Raw genomic sequence first — 21338 nt, 5'->3', positions numbered from 1 at the left:
CGAGAGTGACCCCATGGACACAGACCCGGCCACCACCCAGGCCCCCGCCTCCACGCCCTACGGCACCCCCGACGCACCCCGCCTCGCCGTCCGCGGCGAAGCACACCTCGAAGTCGACCCCGAAATCGCCCGCATCGGCATCACCGTCCACGCCCGCGGCACCGACCGACGCGACGCCCTCAACGACCTCACCCGCCGCAACAGCCTCGTCCTCGACCTCATCAAGACCTACGGCGAAGCCGTCGAAAAAATCGAGACCGGCGCCTTCTCCATCAGCCCCGAACTCACCAAACACGGCCGCGGCGAACGCATCCGCGCCTACCACGGCCGCGTCCACACCACCGCCGAACTCACCGACTTCACCGCCCTCGGCGAACTCACCACCCGCCTCGCCGACCTCGACCTCACCCGCGTCGAAGGCCCCTGGTGGGCCCTGCGCTCCGACTCGCCCATCCACCGCCGGGCCCGCCAGCAAGCCGTCCGCGAAGCCGTCCAACGCGCCCGCGAATACGCCGAAGCACTCGGCACCGACCTAGCCGCCCTCGTCGAACTCGCCGACCTCGGCGCCGAGAACGCCCCCGCCCCCGGCTACGGAGGATTCGCCGGCGGCATGCGCTCCGCCGTCTCCTACGGAGGCGCCCCCGACCTCACGGAAGCCCCACCCCTCGACCTCGAACCCCAACGCCAGCACGTCTACGCAACCGTCAACGCCCGATTCACCATGACCCCACCGGACCTACGGTCCTAGAACACCCGAACACCCCCACCAGACACCCCCGCAACGCTCATCGGAGCGGTGCCCCGCACAATTCAACACTTGTCAATAACCCTTCATGCAAAGGTTGTTGAGTAGTCACCCCCGGCCAATTCTCTACCCACGGGTAAGGCCTAGGGTCGAACCATGCGCCGAGCAAAAATCGTCTGCACCCTGGGACCCGCGACCGACTCGTACGACCAGATCAAGGCACTGGTCGAAGCCGGAATGGACGTGGCCCGCTTCAACCTCAGCCACGGCACCTACGCCGAGCACGAGGAGCGCTACCAGCGCGTGCGAAAGGCCTCCGAGGAGACCGGCCGCAGCGTCGGCATCCTCGCCGACCTTCAAGGCCCGAAGATCCGCCTCGGCCGCTTCCGCGAAGGACCCGTACTACTCGAACGCGGCGACGAGTTCACCATCACCGTCGAAGACGGCATCGAAGGCGACCGCCAGATCTGCGGCACCACCTACGACGGCCTCGCCCAGGACGTCACCACCGGCGAACACATCCTCGTCGACGACGGCAAGGTGACCCTCGAGGTCACCGCCGTCGACGGCCCCCGCGTCACGACCACCGTCATCGAAGGCGGCATGGTCTCCGACCACAAGGGCCTCAACCTCCCCGGCGTCGCCGTCTCCGTCCCCGCGCTCTCCGAAAAGGACCGCGAAGACCTCCGCTGGGCCCTGCGTTCAGGATTCGACGTCATCGCCCTCTCCTTCGTACGCAGCGGACGCGACATCGAAGACGTCCACGGCATCATGGACGAAGAAGGCCACCGCCTCCCCGTCATCGCCAAGGTCGAAAAGCCCCAGGCCGTCGACAACATCGAGGACATCGTCGCCGCATTCGACGGCATCATGGTCGCCCGCGGCGACCTCGGCGTCGAAATGCCCCTGGAACAAGTCCCGATCGTCCAGAAGCGCGCCATCAAACTCGCCAAGCGCAACGCGAAGCCGGTCATCGTCGCCACGCAGATGCTCGACTCGATGATCGACAACTCCCGCCCCACGCGCGCCGAGGCGTCCGACGTCGCCAACGCCGTCATCGACGGCACCGACGCGGTGATGCTCTCCGGCGAGACCAGCGTCGGCAAATACCCCATCGAGACCGTCAGGACGATGAGCCGCATCGTCGAAGCGGCGGAAGAGGACATCCTCGCCAAGGGCCTGCCCCCGCTGACGGAACGCAACAAGCCCCGCACCCAGGGCGGCGCGGTCGCCCGCGCGGCCGCGGAAATGGGCGACTTCCTCGGCGCCAAGTTCCTCGTCGCCTTCACCCAGTCCGGCGACACGGTCCGCCGCCTCTCCCGTTACCGCTCACCCATCCCGCTCCTCGCCTTCACCCCCGACAAGGCGACGCGCGCGCAGTTGAACCTCACGTGGGGCGTGGAAACCCTGCTCGGCCCGCACGTCGACTCCACCGACGCGATGGTCGACCAGGTCGACGAGCTCCTCCTCAAGATCGGCCGCTGCCAGAAGGGCGACACGGTCGTCATCACGGCAGGCTCCCCGCCCGGAGTCCCCGGCTCCACGAACCTGGTCCGCATCCACCACATCGGCGAGGACGACAGCCCGAAGTAGCGGGCCGGGGCGGTCAGTGCTTCGGGCCCACGTGGAGATCCATGAGGGCGACGGAGGCTTTGCGGGCGACGGAGATGTTCCGGCTGTTCGCCACCTTCCAGTCGACTCCGACCCTGTCGAGGGTGTCGGTGAAGAGGCGGATGATGTCCGCGGACCGGTTGGTGAAGAAGTAGCGGGGGTATTCGTAGCGCTTCATTTCCCCGGCGATGAGGCGGGTCGTCCAGTTCGTGGTGCGACAGCCGTCGGAGTGGATGAGCCCGCGGATGAACTCCCACGGGTGGGCGTCGACGATCTCCTGTTGCCAGGGGGCCAGGGCGATCTCCCGCTCGTGCTTCTTGCCGGGGCCGTGCTGGGGGAAGAGGCAGGGCCAGTGCTTGCTCCACGAGGTGACGTACTGGCACCCCTGACTCCGCACTCGGCACACCTTGTTGTCGGGGCGTACCGCCCGGATGGCGTCCGCGCAGGCGTCGATGAGGCCCGGCCAGGCGTCCGCGCAAGCGATGCGCAAGGAGTGGACACCGCGCCGGTGAGGGCTGATGCAGCCGTCGCCGAGGTACAGGCCCAGGAGGTACGCGTAGGCGGCGGGCTCGTCCGGCTCGCCTGGAGTGTCATGACACCGTGGGCAAGGTCGGGCGCAGCCGTTCCGTGCCCGCTTGCGTGTGCCCATGTCGTACATGGGCTCACTGTGCGGGGCTTCGGACTTCGGCGCGCAGCAAAAAGCGGATGTTCACGGGAACGGGAACATCCGCTTATAAATGGTGACCTTGGAAATGAAGGAAAAGTGCCCCAGGTGGGATTCGAACCCACACTGTCCGCTGTTTGAGAGCGGCCTCTCTAACCAGTTGGAGTACTGGGGCCTTCGAAAGGAAGGGTAGTCTAGCCCCCTCGCGCCACCACCTTACCGCAGCTAGGTAGGCTCTGGGGAGCAGTACCTGACCGGCCCGCAACGAGGAGCCCCCGTGACCGCCCCCGAGTCGCCCCAGCCCACCGACGCGTCGGACGACGACAAGTCGCACGTTCCTCCGCTGACGACCCGTGTCGTCATCGCCGAGGACGAGGCCCTGATCCGGCTCGACCTCAAGGAGATGCTCGAGGAAGAGGGCTACAGCGTCGTCGGTGAGGCCGGTGACGGTGAGAAGGCCGTCGAGCTGGCCCGTGAGCACAAGCCGGATCTGGTGATCCTGGACGTGAAGATGCCCGTCATGGACGGGATCTCCGCGGCCGAGAAGATCGCCGAGGAGTCCATCGCCCCCGTGCTCATGCTGACCGCGTTCTCGCAGCGCGACCTCGTCGAGCGCGCGCGGGACGCCGGTGCGATGGCGTACCTCGTGAAGCCGTTCAGCAAGACGGACGTGGTCCCGGCGATCGAGATGGCCGTGTCCCGCTTCACGGAGCTGAAGGCGCTGGAGCAGGAGGTCGCGGACCTTTCGCTGCGTCTGGAGACGCGGAAGCTCGTGGACCGGGCTAAGTCGATCCTGCAGACGGAGTACGGCCTGACGGAGCCCGCCGCGTTCCGGTGGATCCAGAAGACGTCGATGGACCGGCGTCTGTCGATGCAGCAGGTCGCGGAGGCGGTCATCGAGGACGCCGAGGAGAAGAAGGCGTCGAAGGGCTGAGCGCCCAGTAGAGACAGACGTACGACGAGGCCCGCACTCCCGGTATGGGGTGCGGGCCTCGTCGTGTGTGCGGGTAGGGCGAGCGGCGCCTAGTCCTCGCCCAGGTACGCCTTGCGCACCGACTCGTCGTGCAGGAGGTCCCCACCTGTGCCGGAGAGGACGATCTTGCCGACTTCCATGACGTGGCCGTGGTCGGCGAGGGAGAGCGCGGCCTGGGCGTTCTGTTCGACGAGGAGGATCGTCGTGCCGTTGGCCTTGAGCTCGGAGATCGTCGCCATGATCTTCTGCATCATGATCGGCGAGAGGCCCATGGAGGGCTCGTCGAGCATGAGGAGTTTGGGCTGGGACATGAGGGCGCGGCCCATGGCGAGCATTTGTTGTTCGCCGCCCGAGAGAGTGCCCGCGGCCTGTTTCTTCCGTTCTCCGAGGATGGGGAAGAGTTCGTAGGCGCGTTGGATGTCCTTTTCGATGCCTGCTTTGTCGGAGCGGAGGTAGGCGCCGAGGCGGAGGTTGTTCTCGATGGTCATGCGGGGGAAGATGTGGCGGCCTTCGGGGGAGTGGGCGAGGCCTTGCGCGACGATTTGGTCGGCGCGGTATTTGCGGATCGGTTTTCCGTTGAATTTGATGGATCCGCCGACCGGCTTGAGGAGCCCCGAGAGGGTGCGGAGTGTCGTGGTCTTGCCCGCGCCGTTGGTGCCGATCAGGGTGACGACTTCGCCTGCGTCGACTTTGAAGGAGATGCCTTTGACGGCTTCGATCTTGCCGTAGGCGACGCGGAGGTCCTCGACCTCAAGGAGTGCGGTCATGATTTGTTCTCCTCGAAGGGCTCGCCGAGGTATGCGGCGATGACGCGGTCGTCCTGTTGAACTGTCTCGCTGGATCCTTCGACGAGTTTTTCGCCCTGGACGAGGACGGCGACGCGGTCGCAGAGGTTGAAGATGAAGCGCATGTCGTGCTCGATGACGAGGACGGCGATGCCCATGTCGCGGATGGCGAAGACGAGTTCTTCGGTGGCGCGGGTTTCCTGGGGGTTCATGCCGGCGGTGGGCTCGTCGAGGAGGAGCAGGCCGGGTTCGCTGGCGAGGGCGCGGGCGATTTCGAGCTTGCGCTGTTCTCCGTAGGGGAGGTTGCGCGAGAGGTGGTCCGCCTTCTCGGCGAGGCCGACGAATTCGAGGAGTTCCATGGCGCGGGCCTTGGAGGCGGCTTCCGCGCGGTGGAAGCCGGGGCCGCGCAGGAGGGCGGACCAGAGGCCTTCCTTGGTGCGGGTGTGGCGGCCGACGAGGACGTTCTCCAGGACCGTCATGTTGGCGAAGAGGCGGATGTTCTGGAAGGTGCGGGCGATGCCTGCCGCGGTGACCTTGAAGGACTTGGCGGGCAGGATGTTGCCTTTGTAGCGGACCTCGCCCTCGGTGGGGATGTAGAGGCCGGTGAGGCAGTTGAAGAAGGTGGTCTTGCCTGCGCCGTTGGGGCCGATGAGGCCGACGATTTCGCCGCTGTTGACGGTGAGGTCGACGGAGCGGACGGCGGTGAGGCCGCCGAAGCGCATGGTGACGCCGCGGGCGTCGAGGACGTTCTCGCCTGCCGGGGTGGCGGGGGTGCGGTCCTCTTTGGTCGTGTCGGTGGTCATGGTCAGACCCCTGTCTTGCTGAGGGCTGCGGGTGGCGGCGTCTCGCCGGGGCTGAGTTCGGCCTCGTGGAACTCGAGTTGGCGGCGGCGGTTGGGGATGAGGCCTTCGGGGCGGAAGCGCATGAGGAGTACGAGCGCGAGTCCGAAGGCGAACAGTTGGTAGTCGCCGAGGAACTGGAGTTTGTTGGGGATGAGGTAGAGGAGCGCGGCGCCGACGAGGGGGCCGCTGATGGTGCCCATGCCGCCGAGGACGACGGCCGCGAGGAGGAACGCGGAGTTGGGCGGTACGGAGTTGGCGAACTGGTACTGCTCGGGTGTCACGGTGTAGGTGACGTGGGCCTGGACGGTGCCTGCGAGTCCGGCGAGCGAGGCGCCGAGGGCGAAGGCGATGAGCTTGACGCGGAAGCCGTTGATGCCCATGGCGAGTGCCGCGGTCTCGTCTTCGCGGATGGCGACCCAGGCGCGTCCGATGCGGGAGTTCTCGCTGCGTCGGAAGACGAGGACGACGACGAGGGTGATGAGCAGCATCAGGAAGAAGTAGTTCGCGAAGCGGCCGATGGTGAAGCCCGCGATGGTGTGTTCGACGCCGAAGTCGAAGCCGAGGATCTTGAGGTTGGGGATGGAGGAGATGCCGTTGGATCCGTTGGTGATGTCGGGTCCGGAGGAGCCGTCGGAGTTGTTGGCGGCGAGGCGGAAGATCTCGCCGAATCCGAGGGTGACGATGGCGAGGTAGTCGCCGCGCAGGCGCAGGGTGGGGGCGCCGATGAGGACGCCGAAGACGAGGGATGCGCCGGCGCCGACGAGGATGGCGCCCCAGAAGGGGAGGTGGATGTCGAAGGGTGAGGAGGGTGTTCCGGAGACCATGGATGCGGCGTAGGCGCCGACGCCGAGGAAGGCGACGTATCCGAGGTCGAGGAGTCCCGCGAGGCCGACGACGATGTTCAGTCCGAGGGCGACGGTGGCGAAGATGAGGATGTAGACGCCGATGGTGGCGTACTGGTCGTCGTTCTGGGTGAAGGGGAATGCGGCGGCGGCGAGGAAGGCGCCGACGAGGGTGACGTGGCGGTGTCGTGCGGTGTAGGTGGAGACCTGGGCGACGAGGCCTGCTTTGGCGAGTGCGGCGAAGCAGAAGCTGACGGTGATGAGGAACCCGATGAAGAGTTCGTCGTATTCGGTGCCGATGCCGTAGGTGAAGACGAGCAGGCCGGTGGCGAGTGCCGCGATGATGACCAGGATCTCGAGGTACGAGTTGAGTTTGCGGGGTGGGGGCGGGGTTTCCGCGGCGAAGGCGCCCTTGAAGGTGGTGCTGGCGTTGCGGGTGCGGTGTTTGAACTGTTCCCAGGCGCTGTCTTCTTCGTCGACCGGGTAGGTGTGGGGTCGTTTGAAGGGCAGGGCGAGGGCGCCGATGAGGGCGGTGAGGGTGGCGACGCCCGCGATCCAGCCGCCGGGTTCGAGGTTGGCGAGGCCGCCGAGCTTCTTGCTGATGGCGAAGATCGTGTACCAGGAGGTGGCGAAGGCGGCGAGTGCGGAGTATTTGAGGGCGGCGTCGGTTCCGGCGGGGGCGATGGCGCGGATGCCCTTGACTCCGTAGGAGGCGAGTCCGAGGAGTGTGGTGAGGGCGCCGGCGATGAGGACGAGCCATTGGAGGCCGCCGGGGTAGCCGTAGACGGTGAGGTCGCCGGGGAAGGCGGAGGTCCAGGTCCAGGCGAGGAACGCGGAGATGACGGTGAGGATTCCGCCGCCGGTGGCGAGGGCGCGGGCGGGGCCGACGGGGAGGTGGATGAGCCCGGTGGGGGGCTTTTCCTTGTGCGGCTGGGCGTTGTCGGCCGTGGTGGTGTGTGTGGTCATGGTTGTCACGCCCTGTCCGCGACGCGCTCGCCGAGGAGGCCTTGGGGCCTGACGAGGAGTACGACGATGAGGAGTACGAACGCCCAGACGTCGGCCCAGGACTGGCCGCCGAGCTTGTCCATGCCGGGTACGTCGTTGATGTAGGCGGTGGCCATGGATTCGGCGAGGCCGAGGACGACGCCGCCGATCATGGCGCCGTAGATGTTGCCGATGCCGCCGAGTACGGCCGCGGTGAAGGCTTTGAGGCCGAGGATGAATCCCATGCGGAAGTCGATCTGGCCGTATTTGAGTCCGCGGGCGACGGCGGCGATGCCGGCGAAGGCGGCGCCGATGGCGAAGGCGACGACGATGACGCGGTCGGTGTTGATCCCCATGAGTTTGGCGGTGTCGGGGTCCTGCGCGGTGGCTTGCATGCCGCGGCCGATGCGGGTCTTCATGACGAAGTAGCCGAGGGCGACCATGCAGATGGGGGCGGTGATGAGCAGGAAGACGTCGCCGGGCTGCATGGTGACGGAGCCGATGTGGATGGAGCCGCCGGGCAGTTCGGGGAAGGAGCGGGCGGACTTGGCCTCGGGGTACCAGGCCCAGACCGCTTGCTGGAGGGCGAGGGAGAGGCCGATGGCGGTGATGAGCGGGGCGAGGCGTGGTGCTCCGCGCAGGGGCCGGTAGGCGAAGCGTTCGGCGCCGATGGCGATGGTGGTGGAGACGAAGATGGCGCCTATGAGCATGAGGGGCAGGGCGGCCCAGACGCTGGTGCCGGCGGGGAGCCAGAGCCAGACGGTGAGGGCGCCGAAGCCGCCGGTCATGAAGATCTCGCCGTGGGCGAAGTTGATGAGCTGGACGATGCCGTAGACCATTGTGTAGCCGATGGCGATGAGGCCGTACATGGATCCCAATAGCAGGCCGTTGACCAGCTGTTGCGGCAGTTCGTGCACCGCAGGTCCTCCGAGTCTTTCGTGCGACGGATGCGACGCCGCGCGGGGCGCTCGTCTGCGGCGCCCCGCGCGGGTTGTCGTGGGCTACGTGCCGGGTGTCAGTTGGTCCCGGAGTAGGTGCCGGACTCGACGGGCTTCCAGCCGCTCTTGGGGTCGGTGGACTTGACCTGGTAGACGGTGAGCTGCTTGTTGGTCGCGTCGCCGTATTCGTCGAAGGAGACCTTGCCGGTGACGCCGTCGAAGGAGACGCCCTTCATGGCGTCGATGACCTTGGCGCGGGCGTCGTCGGGCAGCTTGCCGTCGTTGTCGTCGACGACCTTCTTGACGGCTTCGATGATCGCCCAGGCGCTGTCGTAGGAGTAGCCGCCGTAGGCTTCGTAGGCTTCCTTGAAGCCTGCCTTCTTGTAGTTGGCGATGAACTCCTTGGCGGAGGGCAGTTCTTCGACGGGCTGGCCGACGGAGGTGGCGTAGTCGCCGACGCCCTGCTTGCCGGAGAGCTTGATGAAGTCGGCGCTGTAGATGCCGTCGCCGCCGACGAGGGGGGCCTTGGATCCGGCCTGCTTCATCTGCTTGCTGAGGGGTCCGGCCTGGGGGTATTCGCCGCCGTAGTAGACGAGGTCCGCGTCGGAGTTGCGGATCTTGGTGGCGACGGCGCCGAAGTCCTTGGTGTCGGGGTTGATGTGTTCGGTTCCGACGACCTTGCCGCCGAGTTTGGTGAACTCGTCCTTGAAGGTGGCGGCGAGTCCGGCGCCGTAGGTCTTCTTGTCGTCGACGACGAAGACCTTCTTCTTCTTGGCCTTGTTGTACAGGTACTGGGCCGCGAAGGGGCCTTGGATGGCGTCGGTGGTGGCGGTGCGGAAGTACGACTTGTACGGGCGTGCCTTCTTGCCGCCGTTCCAGTCCGGGCCCTGGGTGAGGGCGGGGTTGGTGTTGGCGGGGGAGACCTGGACGAGTTTCGCGTCGTCGAAGACCTTCTGCATCGATTCGGCGACGGAGGAGTTCAGGGGGCCGACGGCGCCGAGGACGTCCTTGTCGGCGACGAGCTTGGTGGCGTTGGTCTGGCCGGACGAGGGCTGGCCCTGGTCGTCGAGGGCTTCGATCTTGAACTTGACCCCGTCGACGTAGTTCTTGGAGTTTGCCTGCTTGGTGGCGAGGTCGACGGAGTTGCGGATGCCGAGGCCCAGCGCGGAGAGTTCGCCGGTCAGTGGCGCGTCGACGCCGATGACCACGGTGGTGCCGCCACCGGCCTCGTCTCCGTCGTCCTTGTCGTCGCGCGAGCCACAGGCGGTGAGGGTGAGAGCCCCCGCGGTGAGTGCAGCGGTGATGGCTATGAGCGAACGTTGACGCACGATCAGTCCTTTCCCCTGGCACGGCTGTCCCTTGTTGGGATGCCGAGTCGAGCGCGGAACCGAACTGACAGGAATCCGGTGGGCGCGGTGACTGGCCGTGACTCTAAGGGTGCCTTTGTTCTTGGTGGAGTGGTCGGACCAAGGCTGTGACGCTCTTGTTATGCCATGGAGTATTCCGGGCTGGAACGCAGGGGGCGGTTGAGGCTGAATATGGCCCTGTTAGGTGGATCTCGACGTATCCGCATGGTGAGAATCCCCAGGGCAACTTGCAGGACTGTAAAGCCGTTTTACTCATGACACCGGTGTTCGCGGGCATGCGGCCGTCAGGGCGGCAGAAAGATCATTCGCGTATTCCGGACCCAGGATGTAACTCTGCTTCTCGATTGCGCGCACATTACGCAGTGTTACTTCCAGGAAAGGGAGTCCCGCATTCCGGGACACTTCGCCGCATTCGCGAATGTGCATCGTGATGATCGACTTCCGGGGTGATCCCGATTTGACCTCGAAAGGGGTGAGAGGGGATGTGCTGACCGAAAGGGCCGCGGAGGGCTGACCGACCCGCCGGACGGTCGCGGGCGGCCCCGACTCCTGCGTGAACGCGACGGTGAAGGTGAACGTCCGGTCCCCGGCCCGGGGCCGTGACATCCCGCCCTCGTACGTCACCGAGACGCTCTGTGACGGCCACGACGGGGGCGCGGGGGGCGGCGGTTCCGGTCGCGTCAGATAGAAGCCGATCCCGGCGGCGCCGATGATCGCGGCCGCGGTGGCGGCGAGGGTGGTGCGGCGGAAGCGGAGCGGGCGCGGCCGGGCTCTTCGGGGGAGCGCGGACTCGCGGTCGTAGGTGTCCTCGCCCGGTTCGACCGGGCCGATGGCGTTCACGTCCACGGCCCGCCGCTCGGTCCGCCGTCGCGGTAGCGCTCGGCGCACCGCTTGCGGACCTGATGGCCGATCAACTTCCGTCCCGAAGCGGCCGATTCGCGGCTGCGCTCGGCGCGCGTGGCGTCCAGGACGTCGCGCAGGATCGTGTACTGACCGTTCGACAGGGCCATCGACTGGTAGTCGCCGTAGGTCGTGTCGCCCGAGTCGTAGATCTCCCGGGCCCACTTGGTGATGATCGTGGTGCACAGGTCGGCGGGGGACGTGGTGCCGGGGGAAGGGCTGCGGGCCGCGTCCGGTTCGTCGGAGCCGGAACTTCCGCATCCGGCGGCGACGACTGCGGCAAGGGCGAGCGCACAGAGCGATATCCGGTGCCTCATGCAGAGACGCTAGACCGGAGCCTTACGCTCCGACAATGCACGGGCACCGGTCCTCGCCGCCGGGTCCTTCAGCGGTCAGCCCGCGGCGCCCGCCGAGCCGGTCGAATCGCTCTGCGCGGGCGCGTCCCGCAGCATGCACGTCAGCCGCGCGGTGCACACCCGCTTGTCCCGCTCGTCGCTGATCACGATCTCGTACGTGGCCGTGGAGCGGCCCCGGTGCACGGGCGTCGCCACCCCGGTGACCAGGCCGGAGCGGGCGCCGCGGTGGTGCGTGCAGTTCAGGTCGACGCCGACGGCCAGCTTGTGCGGGCCGCCGTGCAGCATCGCGCCGACCGAGCCGAGGGTCTCCGCGAGCACCGCGGAGGCGCCGCCGTGCAGCAGGCCGTACGGCTGTGTGTTGCCCTCGACCGGCATCGTGCCGACGACACGCTCCGCCGAGGCCTCGAGGACCTGCACGCCCATGCGGGTGCCGAGGTGCCCGGCCGAGAACAGGGAGGGCAGGTCGACACCGAGCGAGGCGTACTCGTCGATGACTTCCTGCGGGAACTTCACGCCGTGCTGCTCACCCATGGGGCCAGGCTCCGTTCGTTCGTCGTCGCACCTGTCGCTGAGCAAACGCTCAGTCGACGGCCGATTGTTCCAGGCGTACGACCACGGACTTGCTGGCAGGGGTGTTGCTGGTGTCGGCGGTGGCATCCAGCGGCACCAGGACGTTGGTCTCGGGGTAGTACGCGGCGGCGCAGCCGCGGGCCGTCGGGTAGTGCACGATGCGGAAGCCCGGCGCGCGGCGCTCCACGCCGTCCTGCCACTCGCTGACGAGGTCGGCGTACGTCCCCTCGGCGAAGCCGAGCTCCGCGGCGTCCTCGGGGTGGACGAGGACCACGCGGCGGCCGTTCTTGATGCCGCGGTAGCGGTCGTCGAGGCCGTAGATCGTGGTGTTGTACTGGTCGTGGGAGCGCAGGGTCTGCAGCAGCAGCCGTCCCTTCGGGACGGCCGGGTACTCGACGGGGGCCGCCGTGAAGTTGGCCTTGCCGGTGGCCGTGGGGAAGCGGCGCTCGTCGCGCGGCGCGTGCGGCAGGGCGAAGCCGCCGGGGCGGGCGATCTTCGCGTTGAAGTCCTCGAAGCCGGGGATCACGCGCGCGATGCGGTCGCGCACGGTGGAGTAGTCCTTCTCGAACTCCTCCCACGGCGTGCGGGACGCCTCGCCCAGCACGCGGCGCGCGAGGCGGCACACGATGGCGGGCTCGGACAGGAGCTGCTTGCCCGCGGGCTCCAGGCGGCCGCGTGAGGCGTGCACCATGCCCATGGAGTCCTCGACGGTCACGACCTGCTCGCCGCTGCCCTGGAGGTCGCGCTCGGTGCGGCCGAGCGTCGGCAGGATCAGGGCGCGGGCGCCCGTGACGGCGTGCGAGCGGTTGAGCTTCGTCGAGACGTGCACGGTGAGCCGGGCCCGGCGCATCGCGGCTTCCGTGACGTCGGTGTCGGGGGATGCGGAGACGAAGTTGCCGCCCATCGCGAAGAACACCTTCGCCTCGCCGTCCCGCAGGGCCCTGATGGCGCGGACGACGTCCAGGCCGTGGTGGCGGGGTGGCGCGAAGCCGAACTCCTTCTCCAGGGCGTCGAGGAAGGCGGGCGCGGGCCGTTCGAAGATGCCCATCGTGCGGTCGCCCTGCACGTTCGAGTGGCCGCGCACGGGGCAGACGCCCGCGCCGGGGCGGCCGATGTTGCCCCGCAGCAACAGGAAGTTGACGACCTCGCGGATGGTCGGCACGGAGTGCTTGTGCTGGGTCAGGCCCATCGCCCAGCACACGACGGTGCGCTTGGAGGCGAGCACCAGGCGCAGTGCCTCCTCGATGTCCTCGCGGCCGAGGCCGGTGGCCTGAAGGGTGTCGTCCCAGTCGGCGGCCCGTGCGGCCCCGACGAAGTCCTCGTACCCGTGGGTGTGCTCGCGGACGAACTCCTCGTCCACGGCTCCCTCCGTCTCCAGGATGAGCTTGTTGAGGAGGCGGAAGAGGGCCTGGTCGCCGCCGAGACGGATCTGCAGGAAGAGGTCGGTGAGGGCGGTGCCCTTGAGCATGCCCTGTGCGGTCTGCGGGTTCTTGAAGCGCTCCATGCCCGCCTCGGGCAGCGGATTGACCGTGATGATCTTCGCACCGTTGTTCTTCGCCTTCTCCAGGGCGGAGAGCATGCGCGGGTGGTTCGTGCCCGGGTTCTGCCCGGCGACGATGATCAGGTCCGATTTGTAGAGGTCCTCCAGGAGGACGCTGCCCTTGCCGATGCCGATCGTCTCGGTGAGCGCCGAGCCGGACGACTCGTGGCACATGTTCGAGCAGTCGGGCAGGTTGTTCGTGCCGAGCTCGCGGGCGAACAGCTGGTACAGGAACGCGGCTTCGTTGCTGGTGCGGCCCGAGGTGTAGAAGACGGACTCGTCGGGGGAGTCGAGCGCGGCGATCTCCTCGGCGATGATGCCGAAGGCCCGCTCCCAGGAAACCGGCTCGTAGCGCTCCGCGTCCTGCGCCAGGTACATGGGGTGGGTGAGGCGGCCCTGCTGGCCCAGCCAGTACCCACTGCGGGTGGCGAGGTCCGCGACGGGGTGCGCGGCGAAGAAGTCGGGCGTGACGCGGCGCAGCGTGGCTTCCTCGGCCACCGCCTTCGCGCCGTTCTCGCAGAACTCGGCCTTGTGCCGGTGGTCCGGCTCGGGCCAGGCGCAGCCGGGGCAGTCGAAGCCGTCCTTCTGGTTGACGCGGAGCAGGGTGAGGGCGGTGCGGCGCACGCCCATCTGCTGCTGCGCCATGCGCAGCGTGTGACCGATGGCGGGCAGTCCCGCGGCCGCGTGCTGCGCCTCGGCGACCTGCGGCGCGTCCTGGACCGGATCGCCCTTGGGCGGCTTGCTTGCCATGGTCGGCTCCCCTTCGAGCGCGTACGTGAGCTACGTCTTCGATCCTCCCACGCGGCACGGTCGGAGCCGTCGCGGGTGAGGGTTGGGCCTGAGTGTCAGTGGGGCGTGGCAGGATCGGGGACGTGGCAGAAACAGCAGCGAAGAAGAAGTCCGAGACCGCGGCGACGAAGGACGGGAAGCCGGGCGGTGAGCAGCGCCCGCGCCTGCTCCTCATGGACGGGCACTCCCTGGCGTACCGGGCGTTCTTCGCGCTGCCCGCGGAGAACTTCACGACCGCGACGGGCCAGCCGACGAACGCGATCTACGGCTTCGCGTCGATGCTGGCGAACACCCTGCGCGACGAGGCGCCCACGCACTTCGCGGTGGCGTTCGACGTCTCGCGCAAGACGTGGCGTTCCACGGAGTTCCCGGAGTACAAGGCGAACCGCTCCAAGACCCCGGACGAGTTCAAGGGGCAGGTCGAGCTGATCGGCGAGGTGCTCGACGCGATGCACGCGGTGCGCTTCGCGGTCGACGGCTTCGAGGCGGACGACGTCATCGCCACCCTGGCCACGCAGGCGGAGGCGGCCGGTTTCGACGTGCTGATCGTCACGGGCGACCGTGACTCCTTCCAGCTGATCACCGACCACGTGACGGTGCTGTATCCGACGAAGGGCGTCTCGGAGCTGACGCGCTTCACCCCGGACAAGGTCCAGGAGAAGTACGGCCTCACCCCGAGTCAGTACCCCGACTTCGCGGCGCTGCGCGGCGACCCGTCGGACAACCTGCCGGGCATCCCGGGCGTCGGTGAGAAGACGGCCGCGAAGTGGATCAACCAGTTCGGTTCGTTCGCCGACCTCGTCGAGCGTGCCGAGGAGGTCAAGGGCAAGGCCGGGCAGAACTTCCGCGACCACCTGGAGTCGGTGAAGCTCAACCGCCGCCTCACCGAGATGGTGCGCGACGTCGAACTGCCGAAGACGGTCGTCGACTTGGAGCGCGCTCCGTACGACCGCACGGCGCTCGCGATGGTCCTGGACACCCTGGAGATCCGTAACCCCTCGCTGCGGGAGCGGCTGCTCGCCGTCGACCCGGGCGCGGAGGAGGCCGAGCAGACCCCGGCCGAGCCGGGCGTGGAACTGGACGGCACGGTCCTCGGCGCGGGCGAGCTCGCGCCGTGGCTGGCCGAGCACGGCGCGGCGGTCCTCGGCCTGGCCACGGTCGACACCTGGCAGCTCGGCACGGGCACGGTCACCGAGGTCGCGCTGGCCGCGGCCGGGGGAGCGGCTGCCTGGTTCGACCCGGCGACGCTGGACGAGGCCGACGAGAACGCCTTCGCGGCCTGGATCTCCGATGCCGCCAAGCCGAAGGTCCTGCACAACGCCAAGGGCGCGATGCGGGTCTTCCCCGAGCACGGCTGGACCGTGGACGGCGTCACCATGGACACCGCCCTCGCCGCGTATCTGGTGAAGCCGGGCCGCCGCTCCTTCGCCCTGGACGCGCTGTCCCTGGAGTACCTGGGCCGTGAGCTTGCGCCCGCCTCCGCCGCCGACGGCCAGCTCGCCTTCGGTACGGAGGAGGACGACCGGGCCGAGGCCGACTCCCTGATGTCGCAGGCCCGCACCATCCTCGACCTCGGCACCGCCTTCGGGGAGAAGCTGACAGAGGTAGGCGCGAGCGATCTGCTCGCCGACATCGAGCTGCCGACGTCCGTGCTCCTGGCCCGCCTGGAGCGGCACGGCATCGCGGCGGACCGCGAGCATCTGCAGTCCATGGAGCAGCAGTTCGCGGGCGCGGTGCAGCAGGCCGTGAAGGAGGCGCACGCGGCGGCGGGCCATGAGTTCAACCTGGGCTCGCCCAAACAGCTCCAGGAAGTCCTCTTCGGCGAGCTGAACCTCCCCAAGACGAAGAAGACGAAGACCGGGTACACCACGGACGCGGACGCCCTGGCCTGGCTCGCGGCCCAGACGGAGAACGAGCTGCCGGTCATCATGCTCCGCCACCGCGAGCAGGCGAAGCTCCGCGTCACGGTCGAGGGCCTGATCAAGACGACCGCCGCGGACGGCCGCATCCACACCACGTTCAACCAGACGGTGGCGGCGACGGGCCGCCTCTCCTCCACGGACCCGAACCTGCAGAACATCCCGGTCCGCACGGACGAGGGCCGGGCGATCCGCCGCGGCTTCGTGGTCGGCGAGGGCTTCGAGTCCCTCATGACCGCGGACTACAGCCAGATCGAACTGCGCGTGATGGCGCACCTCTCCGAGGACGAGGGCCTCCTGGAGGCGTTCTCGTCCGGCGAGGACCTGCACACGACCGTCGCCTCGCAGGTGTTCGGCGTGGCGGGTCCGGCCGTCGACGCGGAGATGCGCCGCAAGATCAAGGCGATGTCGTACGGCTTGGCGTACGGCCTGTCCGCGTTCGGCCTCTCCCAGCAGCTGAACATCGACGCGGGCGAGGCGCGTGCGCTGATGGACACGTACTTCGAGCGGTTCGGCGGTGTCCGGGACTATCTGCGCCGCGCGGTCGACGAGGCCCGCGCCACGGGTTACACGGAGACGATGCTCGGCCGCCGGAGGTACCTCCCCGACCTCAACAGCGACAACCGCCAGCGCCGCGAGATGGCCGAGCGGATGGCGCTGAACGCGCCGATCCAGGGCACGGCAGCGGACATCGTCAAGATCGCCATGCTGAACGTGCACGGCGCGCTCACCGAGGCGAAGCTCGACTCCCGCATGCTGCTGCAGGTCCACGACGAAATCGTCCTGGAGATCGCGCCGGGCGAGCGCGCGAAGGTGGAGGAGCTGGTCCGCAGGGAAATGGCGGGCGCGGTGACGCTGCGGGCGCCGCTCGATGTGTCGGTGGGCGTGGGCCCGGACTGGGAATCCGCGGCGCACTAGCCCTCCCGGGCCGGGGAACGGGCTGCCCTCCCGGGCGGGGAATCGGTGCTGGGGCTCCGCTCCGCGGGGGGTTCGGGTGCGGGTCCGCTGTGGCTGGTCGCGCGGTACCCCGCGCCCCTGAGCCGTCCATCCGGAGGCCGCCCGTTCGTCCCGCGCCCCTGGGCAGGAGCACCACGGCTCCCCAGGGGCGCGGGGAACTGCGCGACAAGCCACGACGCGGCCGCAGCCGAAGACACCCACTTGGCCCCCAAGGGGGCGCCCCGCCCCACCCCCCGGGTCAGGATGACCGCATGGCTCCTCACCTGCGGAACTGCCGCGCAGCCTTCGCCGCGGCGCTCACGACGGTCCTTCTGGCCCCCATACCCGTAACCGCCGCCGAAGCCAGTCGGCCCCAGCAGGGCAGCGCCGCCCTCTGCACGGCGGGCCAGGACCGCACTCTCGCCGCCCGGATGTCCAAGGACATCCGGGCGGCGCTGTCGTCCCGGGCGGGCAGCATCTCCGTCGCCGTCCACGACACCCGCACCGGCCTCGTCTGTGAGCTCGCGGGCCAGCAGCGTTACGACGCGGCGAGCGTCACCAAGGTCCTGATGATGGAGGCGGCGCTGCGCCGCGCGCAGGACTGGCGCCGCGACCTCACCGGCTGGGAGCGCCGAAGGATCCGGCCCATGATCACCGCGTCGGACAACGACGCGGCCCGGCGCCTGTGGAACGACCTCGGCCACCCCTACCTCTCCCGTTTCCTGCGTCGCGTCGGCACCTCGGCCACCACGCTCGGCTCGTACGGCCGTTGGGGCCTGACCCGGACCACCGCGGCCGACCAGATGCGGCTGCTCGGTGTGCTGACGGGGGCCCGTGGCGGAGGTGGCGTACTGAAGCCGAGTGCGCGCGAGTACGGCCTGCGGCAGATGGCCGACGTGCGGCGCGACCAGCGCTGGGGGGTGCCCGCGGGCATGCCGCGCGGCGTCCGTGCCCACCTCAAGAACGGCTGGCTGCCCCGCGCCACCCTCGGCTGGCGCGTGCACAGCGTCGGTGTGTTCACCGGCAGCGGCCGGACGTACCGCATCGTCGTCCTCTCGCACGGGAACCCCTCGATGGCGTACGGGGTCCGGACCATCGAACGCATCGCCCAGGCCGTGCACCGCGGCCTCAACAAGGGGCGTGCCGCAGGCCAGGGGCTGACCCCGGAGAGCGAGATCAGCGAGGTCCCGGACGGCTCGGCGCCACCGGAGGGGGAGACCTGGGACCCCACTGCGTAACAGACCTGTCGCGGACCCCCGGCCAACTGGTAAAAACCGGGCACGAACGGGTGCCTGGGCGCGGGAAGTTGTCGTAGTGTCGGCTGGGTCGGTCCACTGGGAGTACGTGCGTGCGTAGGCAAGTGTGTACGTACCGGAATGCGCGCAGGAGTGAAGAAAGCGTGCACCGGGGGGTGGGTCGGCGCGCAACAGTGGTCAATGGGGAGGGGTGGCTCGGTCATGGCGCCGGTATTCGGCAGGCGGCTGCGCAGAGGAACGGTGACCGCTGCGGTGGCCGCGGCGGCGGTGGCGGCCCTCGCCGCGTCGCAGGCCCCTGGTGTGACGGACGTGCCGCGCGACGGTCAGGCGGCGGGCGCTTCGGACACCACACCGCCGTCCGGCGATTCCGCGACCGGTGACTCCCCGTACTTCACCGACCTGCCGCCCCTGCAGAGCCCCGTCCCGCCGACCGGCGCTCCGAACGGCGGCGACAAGGAGGACGAGGCGGGTCTGCCCGCCACGGTCCTCGACGCGTACAAGAAGGCCGAGGCCTCCCTCACCACCGAGCAGCCGGGCTGCAACCTGCCCTGGCAACTCCTCGCCGCCATCGGCAAGGTCGAGTCCGGCCAGGCGCGCGGCGGCCGTGTCGACGCGAACGGCACGACGATCAAGCCGATCCTCGGCCCGGTCCTGAACGGCAACGGCTTCGCGAAGATCACCGACACCGACAAGGGCGCGTACGACGGGGACAGCACGCACGACCGTGCCGTCGGCCCCATGCAGTTCATTCCGTCCACCTGGGCGACCTGGGGCCAGGACGGCAACGGCGACGGCGAGAAGGACCCCAACAACATCTACGACGCGGCGCTCGCCGCGGGCCGCTATCTGTGCGCGAACGACCGGGACCTCTCCGTCGAGGCCGATCTGCACAAGGCGATCCTGAGCTACAACCGGTCCACGGAGTACCTGAACACGGTCCTGTCGTGGCTGGAGTACTACCGCAAGGGCACCCACGAGGTTCCCGACGGCAAGGGCGTGCTGCCGGACGACCGCACCGACACGCGCTACCCGGGTGTCGGCACGAGCCCGACCCCGAACCCGAACCCGTCGCACTCGAAGAAGCCGAAGCCGGACCCCGGCAAGAACGAGTCGGGCAGCCATGGCGGTGGCAGCACCAAGCCGAAGCCGCCGGGCGGGGGCGGCTCCCACAAGCCCGACCCCGCGCCCTCGGAGGTCGACGCGCTGGCGAACGCCGGGACGGGAGACCTCGTCGCGAAGACGGGCGACGCCTTCACCGAGCGCGTCGCGGTGCGCGCCCTGACCAAGTCGGGCGACTTCGTGCCCAAGGTGAAGGTGCGGTTCACCGTCTCCGGCGACACGGACACCCGCTTCGAAGGCGGCGCGAGGGGTGTCACCGTCACCACGAACGCCTATGGCAAGGCCACCGCGCCGGTCCTCGAAGCGGGGCAGAAGCCCGGCGACTTCGTCGTGCAGGCCAGGGTCCTCGGCCACGCCTCGTCCCGTGTCGACTTCGAGGCGCAGACCGTCGCACGCGTGGCCGACGCGCTCGCCAGGACCGGTGACAAGCCGCTGGTCTGCGAGCCGGGCAAGGAGTTCGGCGAGCGGGTCGAGGTCAAGGCGACCCACAAGGGCAAGATCGCGGACGGCGTCGTGGCGACCGCCACGATGATCAAGTCGGCGACGGACGCGACCGCCAACGACAAGGGCCCCTACTTCAAGGGCGCGGACGGCAAGCCGGTCCGCACCCTGACGGGTCTGAAGACCGGCCCGAACGGGCTGCTGAAGCTCCCGAAGATGTACGCGGACGACGCGGCGGGCACGTACCTGCTGCGCATCGTCACGGAGGGCGGCGGCACGCTGACCCTCGAACTGAAGGTGAGCGCGCCGGAGCCCGACGCGACGCCGTCGCCGTCGGACTCCTCCAGTGCCTCCCCGAGCGCTTCTCCGAGCGCCTCGACGAGCGCGTCCGCGAGCGCTTCTCCCGGCGCCTGACCGGGCGGCCGTCCGGCCGACCCGCGACTCCACAGGACCGCCCCTCCGCCACGCACGGCGAAGGGGCGGTCCTGTGTTGTGCAACGTGTTCTCATCTCGCCCGTCCGTTGCTACGGTGCCCGACCTGACGCCCTATCAGTTCCGGCCGTACGCCGAATCGGGAGGCCCCGCATGCGCGCCCTCATCGCCGCCGCCGCAGGCCTCGCCGTCGCGCTCGCCCTGGTCCTGACGATCACGGCGATCGGCGCCCCACCGGGCGAGACGTCCCCCGAGCCGCTCCTCACCACTGTCCCCAAGCACCCATAGACGTAGGGAGGGCCGCCGCGATGCGCCGCAAGGCCAGCCTCGTCCTGCTCGCCTTCGCCGTGTTCTTCACGGCCATGTCCCCGCTCATGCGCTGGTACGCCTTCCCGCGGCTCGCGAAGATCCCGCCGAGCCAGTACCAGGAGGCCGTCCTCGAGGCGCACGATCCGACCCTCATCGACTACGGCTCCATGAAGGCCAAGAAGATCGACAAGGTCACCATCGTGCAGACCCTCAAGGGCAACGTCGAGGCCTCCGAGAAGATCGAGAAGAGCGCAGACCGCGACGTCGTGGTCTGGGACGCGCTCTCCTACGTCCAGGACGCCGAAGGCAAGATGGTCTCCAAGATCCCCGAGCGCTACATCTTCGACGCGCACAGCCAGGAACCCGTGCACGCCACCGGCGAATCGGTCGACGGCGACCCCGTCAAACGCGAGGGTATCGAGTTCAAGTGGCCCTTCCTGACCGAGAAGCGGGACTATGAGTACTTCGACGCGCAGGCCCGCATCACCCGCCCCATCCACTACAAGGGCACCCAGAACTTCCGCGGCCTGAAGGTCTACTACTTCGAGCAGACCATTCCCTGGACCAAGGTGCCCTTCCCGAAGACGATGCCCGTCAAGGGCATCACTCCGGAGTCCCTCGCCAAGACGGGCACCACCCGCTGGTACACCACCGTCCGCAAGTTCTGGGTCGAACCGACCACCGGAGCACCCGTCTACGGAGAGGAGATCCAGAACAACGAACTGCGCGGCGGCACCCTCCTGGGCGACCGCGACAAGGTCACCGTCTTCTCCGGGCACGTGAAGATGCGCGAGGACTACATCAAGGACACCGTCGACCTGGTCAAGTCCCAGCGCGTCCTGGTCCTCCTGCTGACCTCCTACCTCCCGTGGGGCTTCCTCGGCCTCGGCATCCTCCTGCTGGCCCTCTCCCTCTGGCTGGAGGCCCGCAGCCGCCGCCCCGGCGACCCCTCCCCGACGACGGAGCGGGATCCGGAGCCCGAGCCGGTCAACGCGTGAGCCCCAGCCGGCGCTTTCCGGT

The 21338-nt window shown here is 68.8% G+C and carries 18 protein-coding genes and 1 tRNA gene; 8 read left to right on the top strand and 11 right to left on the bottom strand.

Annotation, left to right across the window (positions count from 1 at the left end):
* The first annotated feature begins 13 nt into the window (after positions 1-13).
* Both AC068B_RS39765 and pyk read left to right on the top strand, forming a co-directional pair.
* The gene (locus AC068B_RS39765) at positions 14-748 is read left to right on the top strand and encodes an SIMPL domain-containing protein (RefSeq protein ID WP_478676337.1); all 735 of its coding nucleotides are present in this window, start codon (positions 14-16) and stop codon (positions 746-748) included.
* Between the two features lie 153 nt (positions 749-901).
* A complete protein-coding gene (gene pyk / locus AC068B_RS39760) occupies positions 902-2338 on the top strand; it encodes a pyruvate kinase (protein WP_478676336.1) in 1437 nt (478 codons plus the stop codon).
* A 13-nt stretch (positions 2339-2351) separates the two neighbouring features.
* On the opposite strand, the gene AC068B_RS39755 is transcribed toward pyk, so the two are convergent.
* Together AC068B_RS39755 and AC068B_RS39750 are read right to left on the bottom strand one after the other, a co-directional pair.
* Entirely contained in the window at positions 2352-3014 is a 663-nt protein-coding gene (locus tag AC068B_RS39755; protein WP_478676335.1) for a hypothetical protein, read from the bottom strand.
* 106 nt (positions 3015-3120) lie between these two features.
* A tRNA-Leu gene (locus tag AC068B_RS39750) sits at positions 3121-3195 on the bottom strand.
* A 102-nt stretch (positions 3196-3297) separates the two neighbouring features.
* On the opposite strand from AC068B_RS39750, the gene AC068B_RS39745 reads away from it, so the two are divergent.
* The gene (locus AC068B_RS39745) at positions 3298-3954 is read left to right on the top strand and encodes an ANTAR domain-containing response regulator (RefSeq protein WP_306333976.1); all 657 of its coding nucleotides are present in this window, start codon (positions 3298-3300) and stop codon (positions 3952-3954) included.
* An 89-nt stretch (positions 3955-4043) separates the two neighbouring features.
* On the opposite strand, the gene AC068B_RS39740 is transcribed toward AC068B_RS39745, so the two are convergent.
* The 9 genes from AC068B_RS39740 to AC068B_RS39700 all read right to left on the bottom strand — a co-directional run bounded on the left by AC068B_RS39740 (position 4044) and on the right by AC068B_RS39700 (position 13867).
* Positions 4044-4760, bottom strand: a complete 717-nt coding sequence (locus tag AC068B_RS39740; protein ID WP_055566306.1) for an ABC transporter ATP-binding protein — start codon at positions 4758-4760, stop codon at positions 4044-4046.
* Positions 4757-5581: an ABC transporter ATP-binding protein gene (locus AC068B_RS39735; protein WP_478676334.1), complete on the bottom strand. Its 825-nt coding sequence runs from the start codon at positions 5579-5581 to the stop codon at positions 4757-4759. The genes AC068B_RS39740 and AC068B_RS39735 overlap by 4 nt, the downstream gene beginning before the upstream one ends.
* A gap of 2 nt (positions 5582-5583) precedes the next feature.
* Positions 5584-7428: a branched-chain amino acid ABC transporter permease gene (locus AC068B_RS39730; RefSeq protein WP_478676333.1), complete on the bottom strand. Its 1845-nt coding sequence runs from the start codon at positions 7426-7428 to the stop codon at positions 5584-5586.
* A 5-nt stretch (positions 7429-7433) separates the two neighbouring features.
* Positions 7434-8363, bottom strand: a complete 930-nt coding sequence (locus AC068B_RS39725; protein WP_478676332.1) for a branched-chain amino acid ABC transporter permease — start codon at positions 8361-8363, stop codon at positions 7434-7436.
* 98 nt (positions 8364-8461) lie between these two features.
* On the bottom strand, positions 8462-9712 hold the full coding sequence (locus tag AC068B_RS39720; protein ID WP_478676331.1) for a branched-chain amino acid ABC transporter substrate-binding protein: 1251 nt from the start codon (positions 9710-9712) through the stop codon (positions 8462-8464).
* A 291-nt stretch (positions 9713-10003) separates the two neighbouring features.
* Positions 10004-10597 carry a Tat pathway signal sequence domain protein gene (locus AC068B_RS39715; protein WP_478676330.1) on the bottom strand — a complete coding sequence of 198 codons (594 nt, stop codon included), beginning with the start codon at positions 10595-10597 and terminating at the stop codon, positions 10004-10006.
* A complete protein-coding gene (locus tag AC068B_RS39710) occupies positions 10588-10968 on the bottom strand; it encodes a hypothetical protein (protein ID WP_478676329.1) in 381 nt (126 codons plus the stop codon). Before AC068B_RS39710 ends, AC068B_RS39715 begins: the two co-directional genes overlap by 10 nt.
* 75 nt (positions 10969-11043) lie before the next feature.
* Positions 11044-11538 carry a PaaI family thioesterase gene (locus AC068B_RS39705; protein ID WP_478676328.1) on the bottom strand — a complete coding sequence of 165 codons (495 nt, stop codon included), beginning with the start codon at positions 11536-11538 and terminating at the stop codon, positions 11044-11046.
* A gap of 49 nt (positions 11539-11587) precedes the next feature.
* Positions 11588-13867: an FdhF/YdeP family oxidoreductase gene (locus AC068B_RS39700; RefSeq protein ID WP_478676327.1), complete on the bottom strand. Its 2280-nt coding sequence runs from the start codon at positions 13865-13867 to the stop codon at positions 11588-11590.
* A gap of 122 nt (positions 13868-13989) precedes the next feature.
* Here AC068B_RS39700 and polA point away from each other — a divergent pair, with 122 nt between their 5' ends.
* From polA to pgfA, 5 genes are all read left to right on the top strand, one after another.
* Complete coding sequence (gene polA / locus AC068B_RS39695) at positions 13990-16743, top strand: DNA polymerase I (protein ID WP_478676326.1); 2754 nt, start codon at positions 13990-13992, stop codon at positions 16741-16743.
* 290 nt (positions 16744-17033) lie between these two features.
* Positions 17034-17999, top strand: a complete 966-nt coding sequence (locus AC068B_RS39690; RefSeq protein ID WP_478676325.1) for a serine hydrolase — start codon at positions 17034-17036, stop codon at positions 17997-17999.
* A 219-nt stretch (positions 18000-18218) separates the two neighbouring features.
* Positions 18219-19991: a lytic transglycosylase domain-containing protein gene (locus AC068B_RS39685; protein WP_478676324.1), complete on the top strand. Its 1773-nt coding sequence runs from the start codon at positions 18219-18221 to the stop codon at positions 19989-19991.
* A gap of 171 nt (positions 19992-20162) precedes the next feature.
* Positions 20163-20297, top strand: a complete 135-nt coding sequence (locus AC068B_RS39680; RefSeq protein WP_107098168.1) for an SPW_0924 family protein — start codon at positions 20163-20165, stop codon at positions 20295-20297.
* A 20-nt stretch (positions 20298-20317) separates the two neighbouring features.
* Positions 20318-21316 (top strand): cell envelope lipid trafficking protein PgfA, encoded by a 999-nt coding sequence (pgfA, locus tag AC068B_RS39675; protein WP_478676323.1) that lies wholly within the window; start codon positions 20318-20320, stop codon positions 21314-21316.
* Positions 21317-21338 lie beyond the last annotated feature (22 nt).

The sequence above is a fragment of the Streptomyces sp. NPDC042371 genome (genome assembly GCF_056437465.1).
This window is presented reverse-complemented; position numbering and strand designations above follow the sequence as displayed.

Excerpts from the sequence above, each read along its gene's own strand:
- AC068B_RS39765 (WP_478676337.1), top strand. The coding sequence starts at position 14 with ATGGACACAGACCCGGCCACCACCCAGGCCCCCGCCTCCACGCCCTAC.
- pyk (WP_478676336.1), top strand. The coding sequence starts at position 902 with ATGCGCCGAGCAAAAATCGTCTGCACCCTGGGACCCGCGACCGACTCG.
- AC068B_RS39755 (WP_478676335.1), bottom strand. The coding sequence starts at position 3,014 with ATGTACGACATGGGCACACGCAAGCGGGCACGGAACGGCTGCGCCCGA.
- AC068B_RS39740 (WP_055566306.1), bottom strand. The coding sequence starts at position 4,760 with ATGACCGCACTCCTTGAGGTCGAGGACCTCCGCGTCGCCTACGGCAAG.
- AC068B_RS39735 (WP_478676334.1), bottom strand. The coding sequence starts at position 5,581 with ATGACCACCGACACGACCAAAGAGGACCGCACCCCCGCCACCCCGGCA.
- AC068B_RS39730 (WP_478676333.1), bottom strand. The coding sequence starts at position 7,428 with ATGACCACACACACCACCACGGCCGACAACGCCCAGCCGCACAAGGAA.
- AC068B_RS39710 (WP_478676329.1), bottom strand. The coding sequence starts at position 10,968 with ATGAGGCACCGGATATCGCTCTGTGCGCTCGCCCTTGCCGCAGTCGTC.
- AC068B_RS39705 (WP_478676328.1), bottom strand. The coding sequence starts at position 11,538 with ATGGGTGAGCAGCACGGCGTGAAGTTCCCGCAGGAAGTCATCGACGAG.
- AC068B_RS39700 (WP_478676327.1), bottom strand. The coding sequence starts at position 13,867 with ATGGCAAGCAAGCCGCCCAAGGGCGATCCGGTCCAGGACGCGCCGCAG.
- AC068B_RS39690 (WP_478676325.1), top strand. The coding sequence starts at position 17,034 with ATGGCTCCTCACCTGCGGAACTGCCGCGCAGCCTTCGCCGCGGCGCTC.
- AC068B_RS39685 (WP_478676324.1), top strand. The coding sequence starts at position 18,219 with ATGGCGCCGGTATTCGGCAGGCGGCTGCGCAGAGGAACGGTGACCGCT.
- AC068B_RS39680 (WP_107098168.1), top strand. The coding sequence starts at position 20,163 with ATGCGCGCCCTCATCGCCGCCGCCGCAGGCCTCGCCGTCGCGCTCGCC.
- pgfA (WP_478676323.1), top strand. The coding sequence starts at position 20,318 with ATGCGCCGCAAGGCCAGCCTCGTCCTGCTCGCCTTCGCCGTGTTCTTC.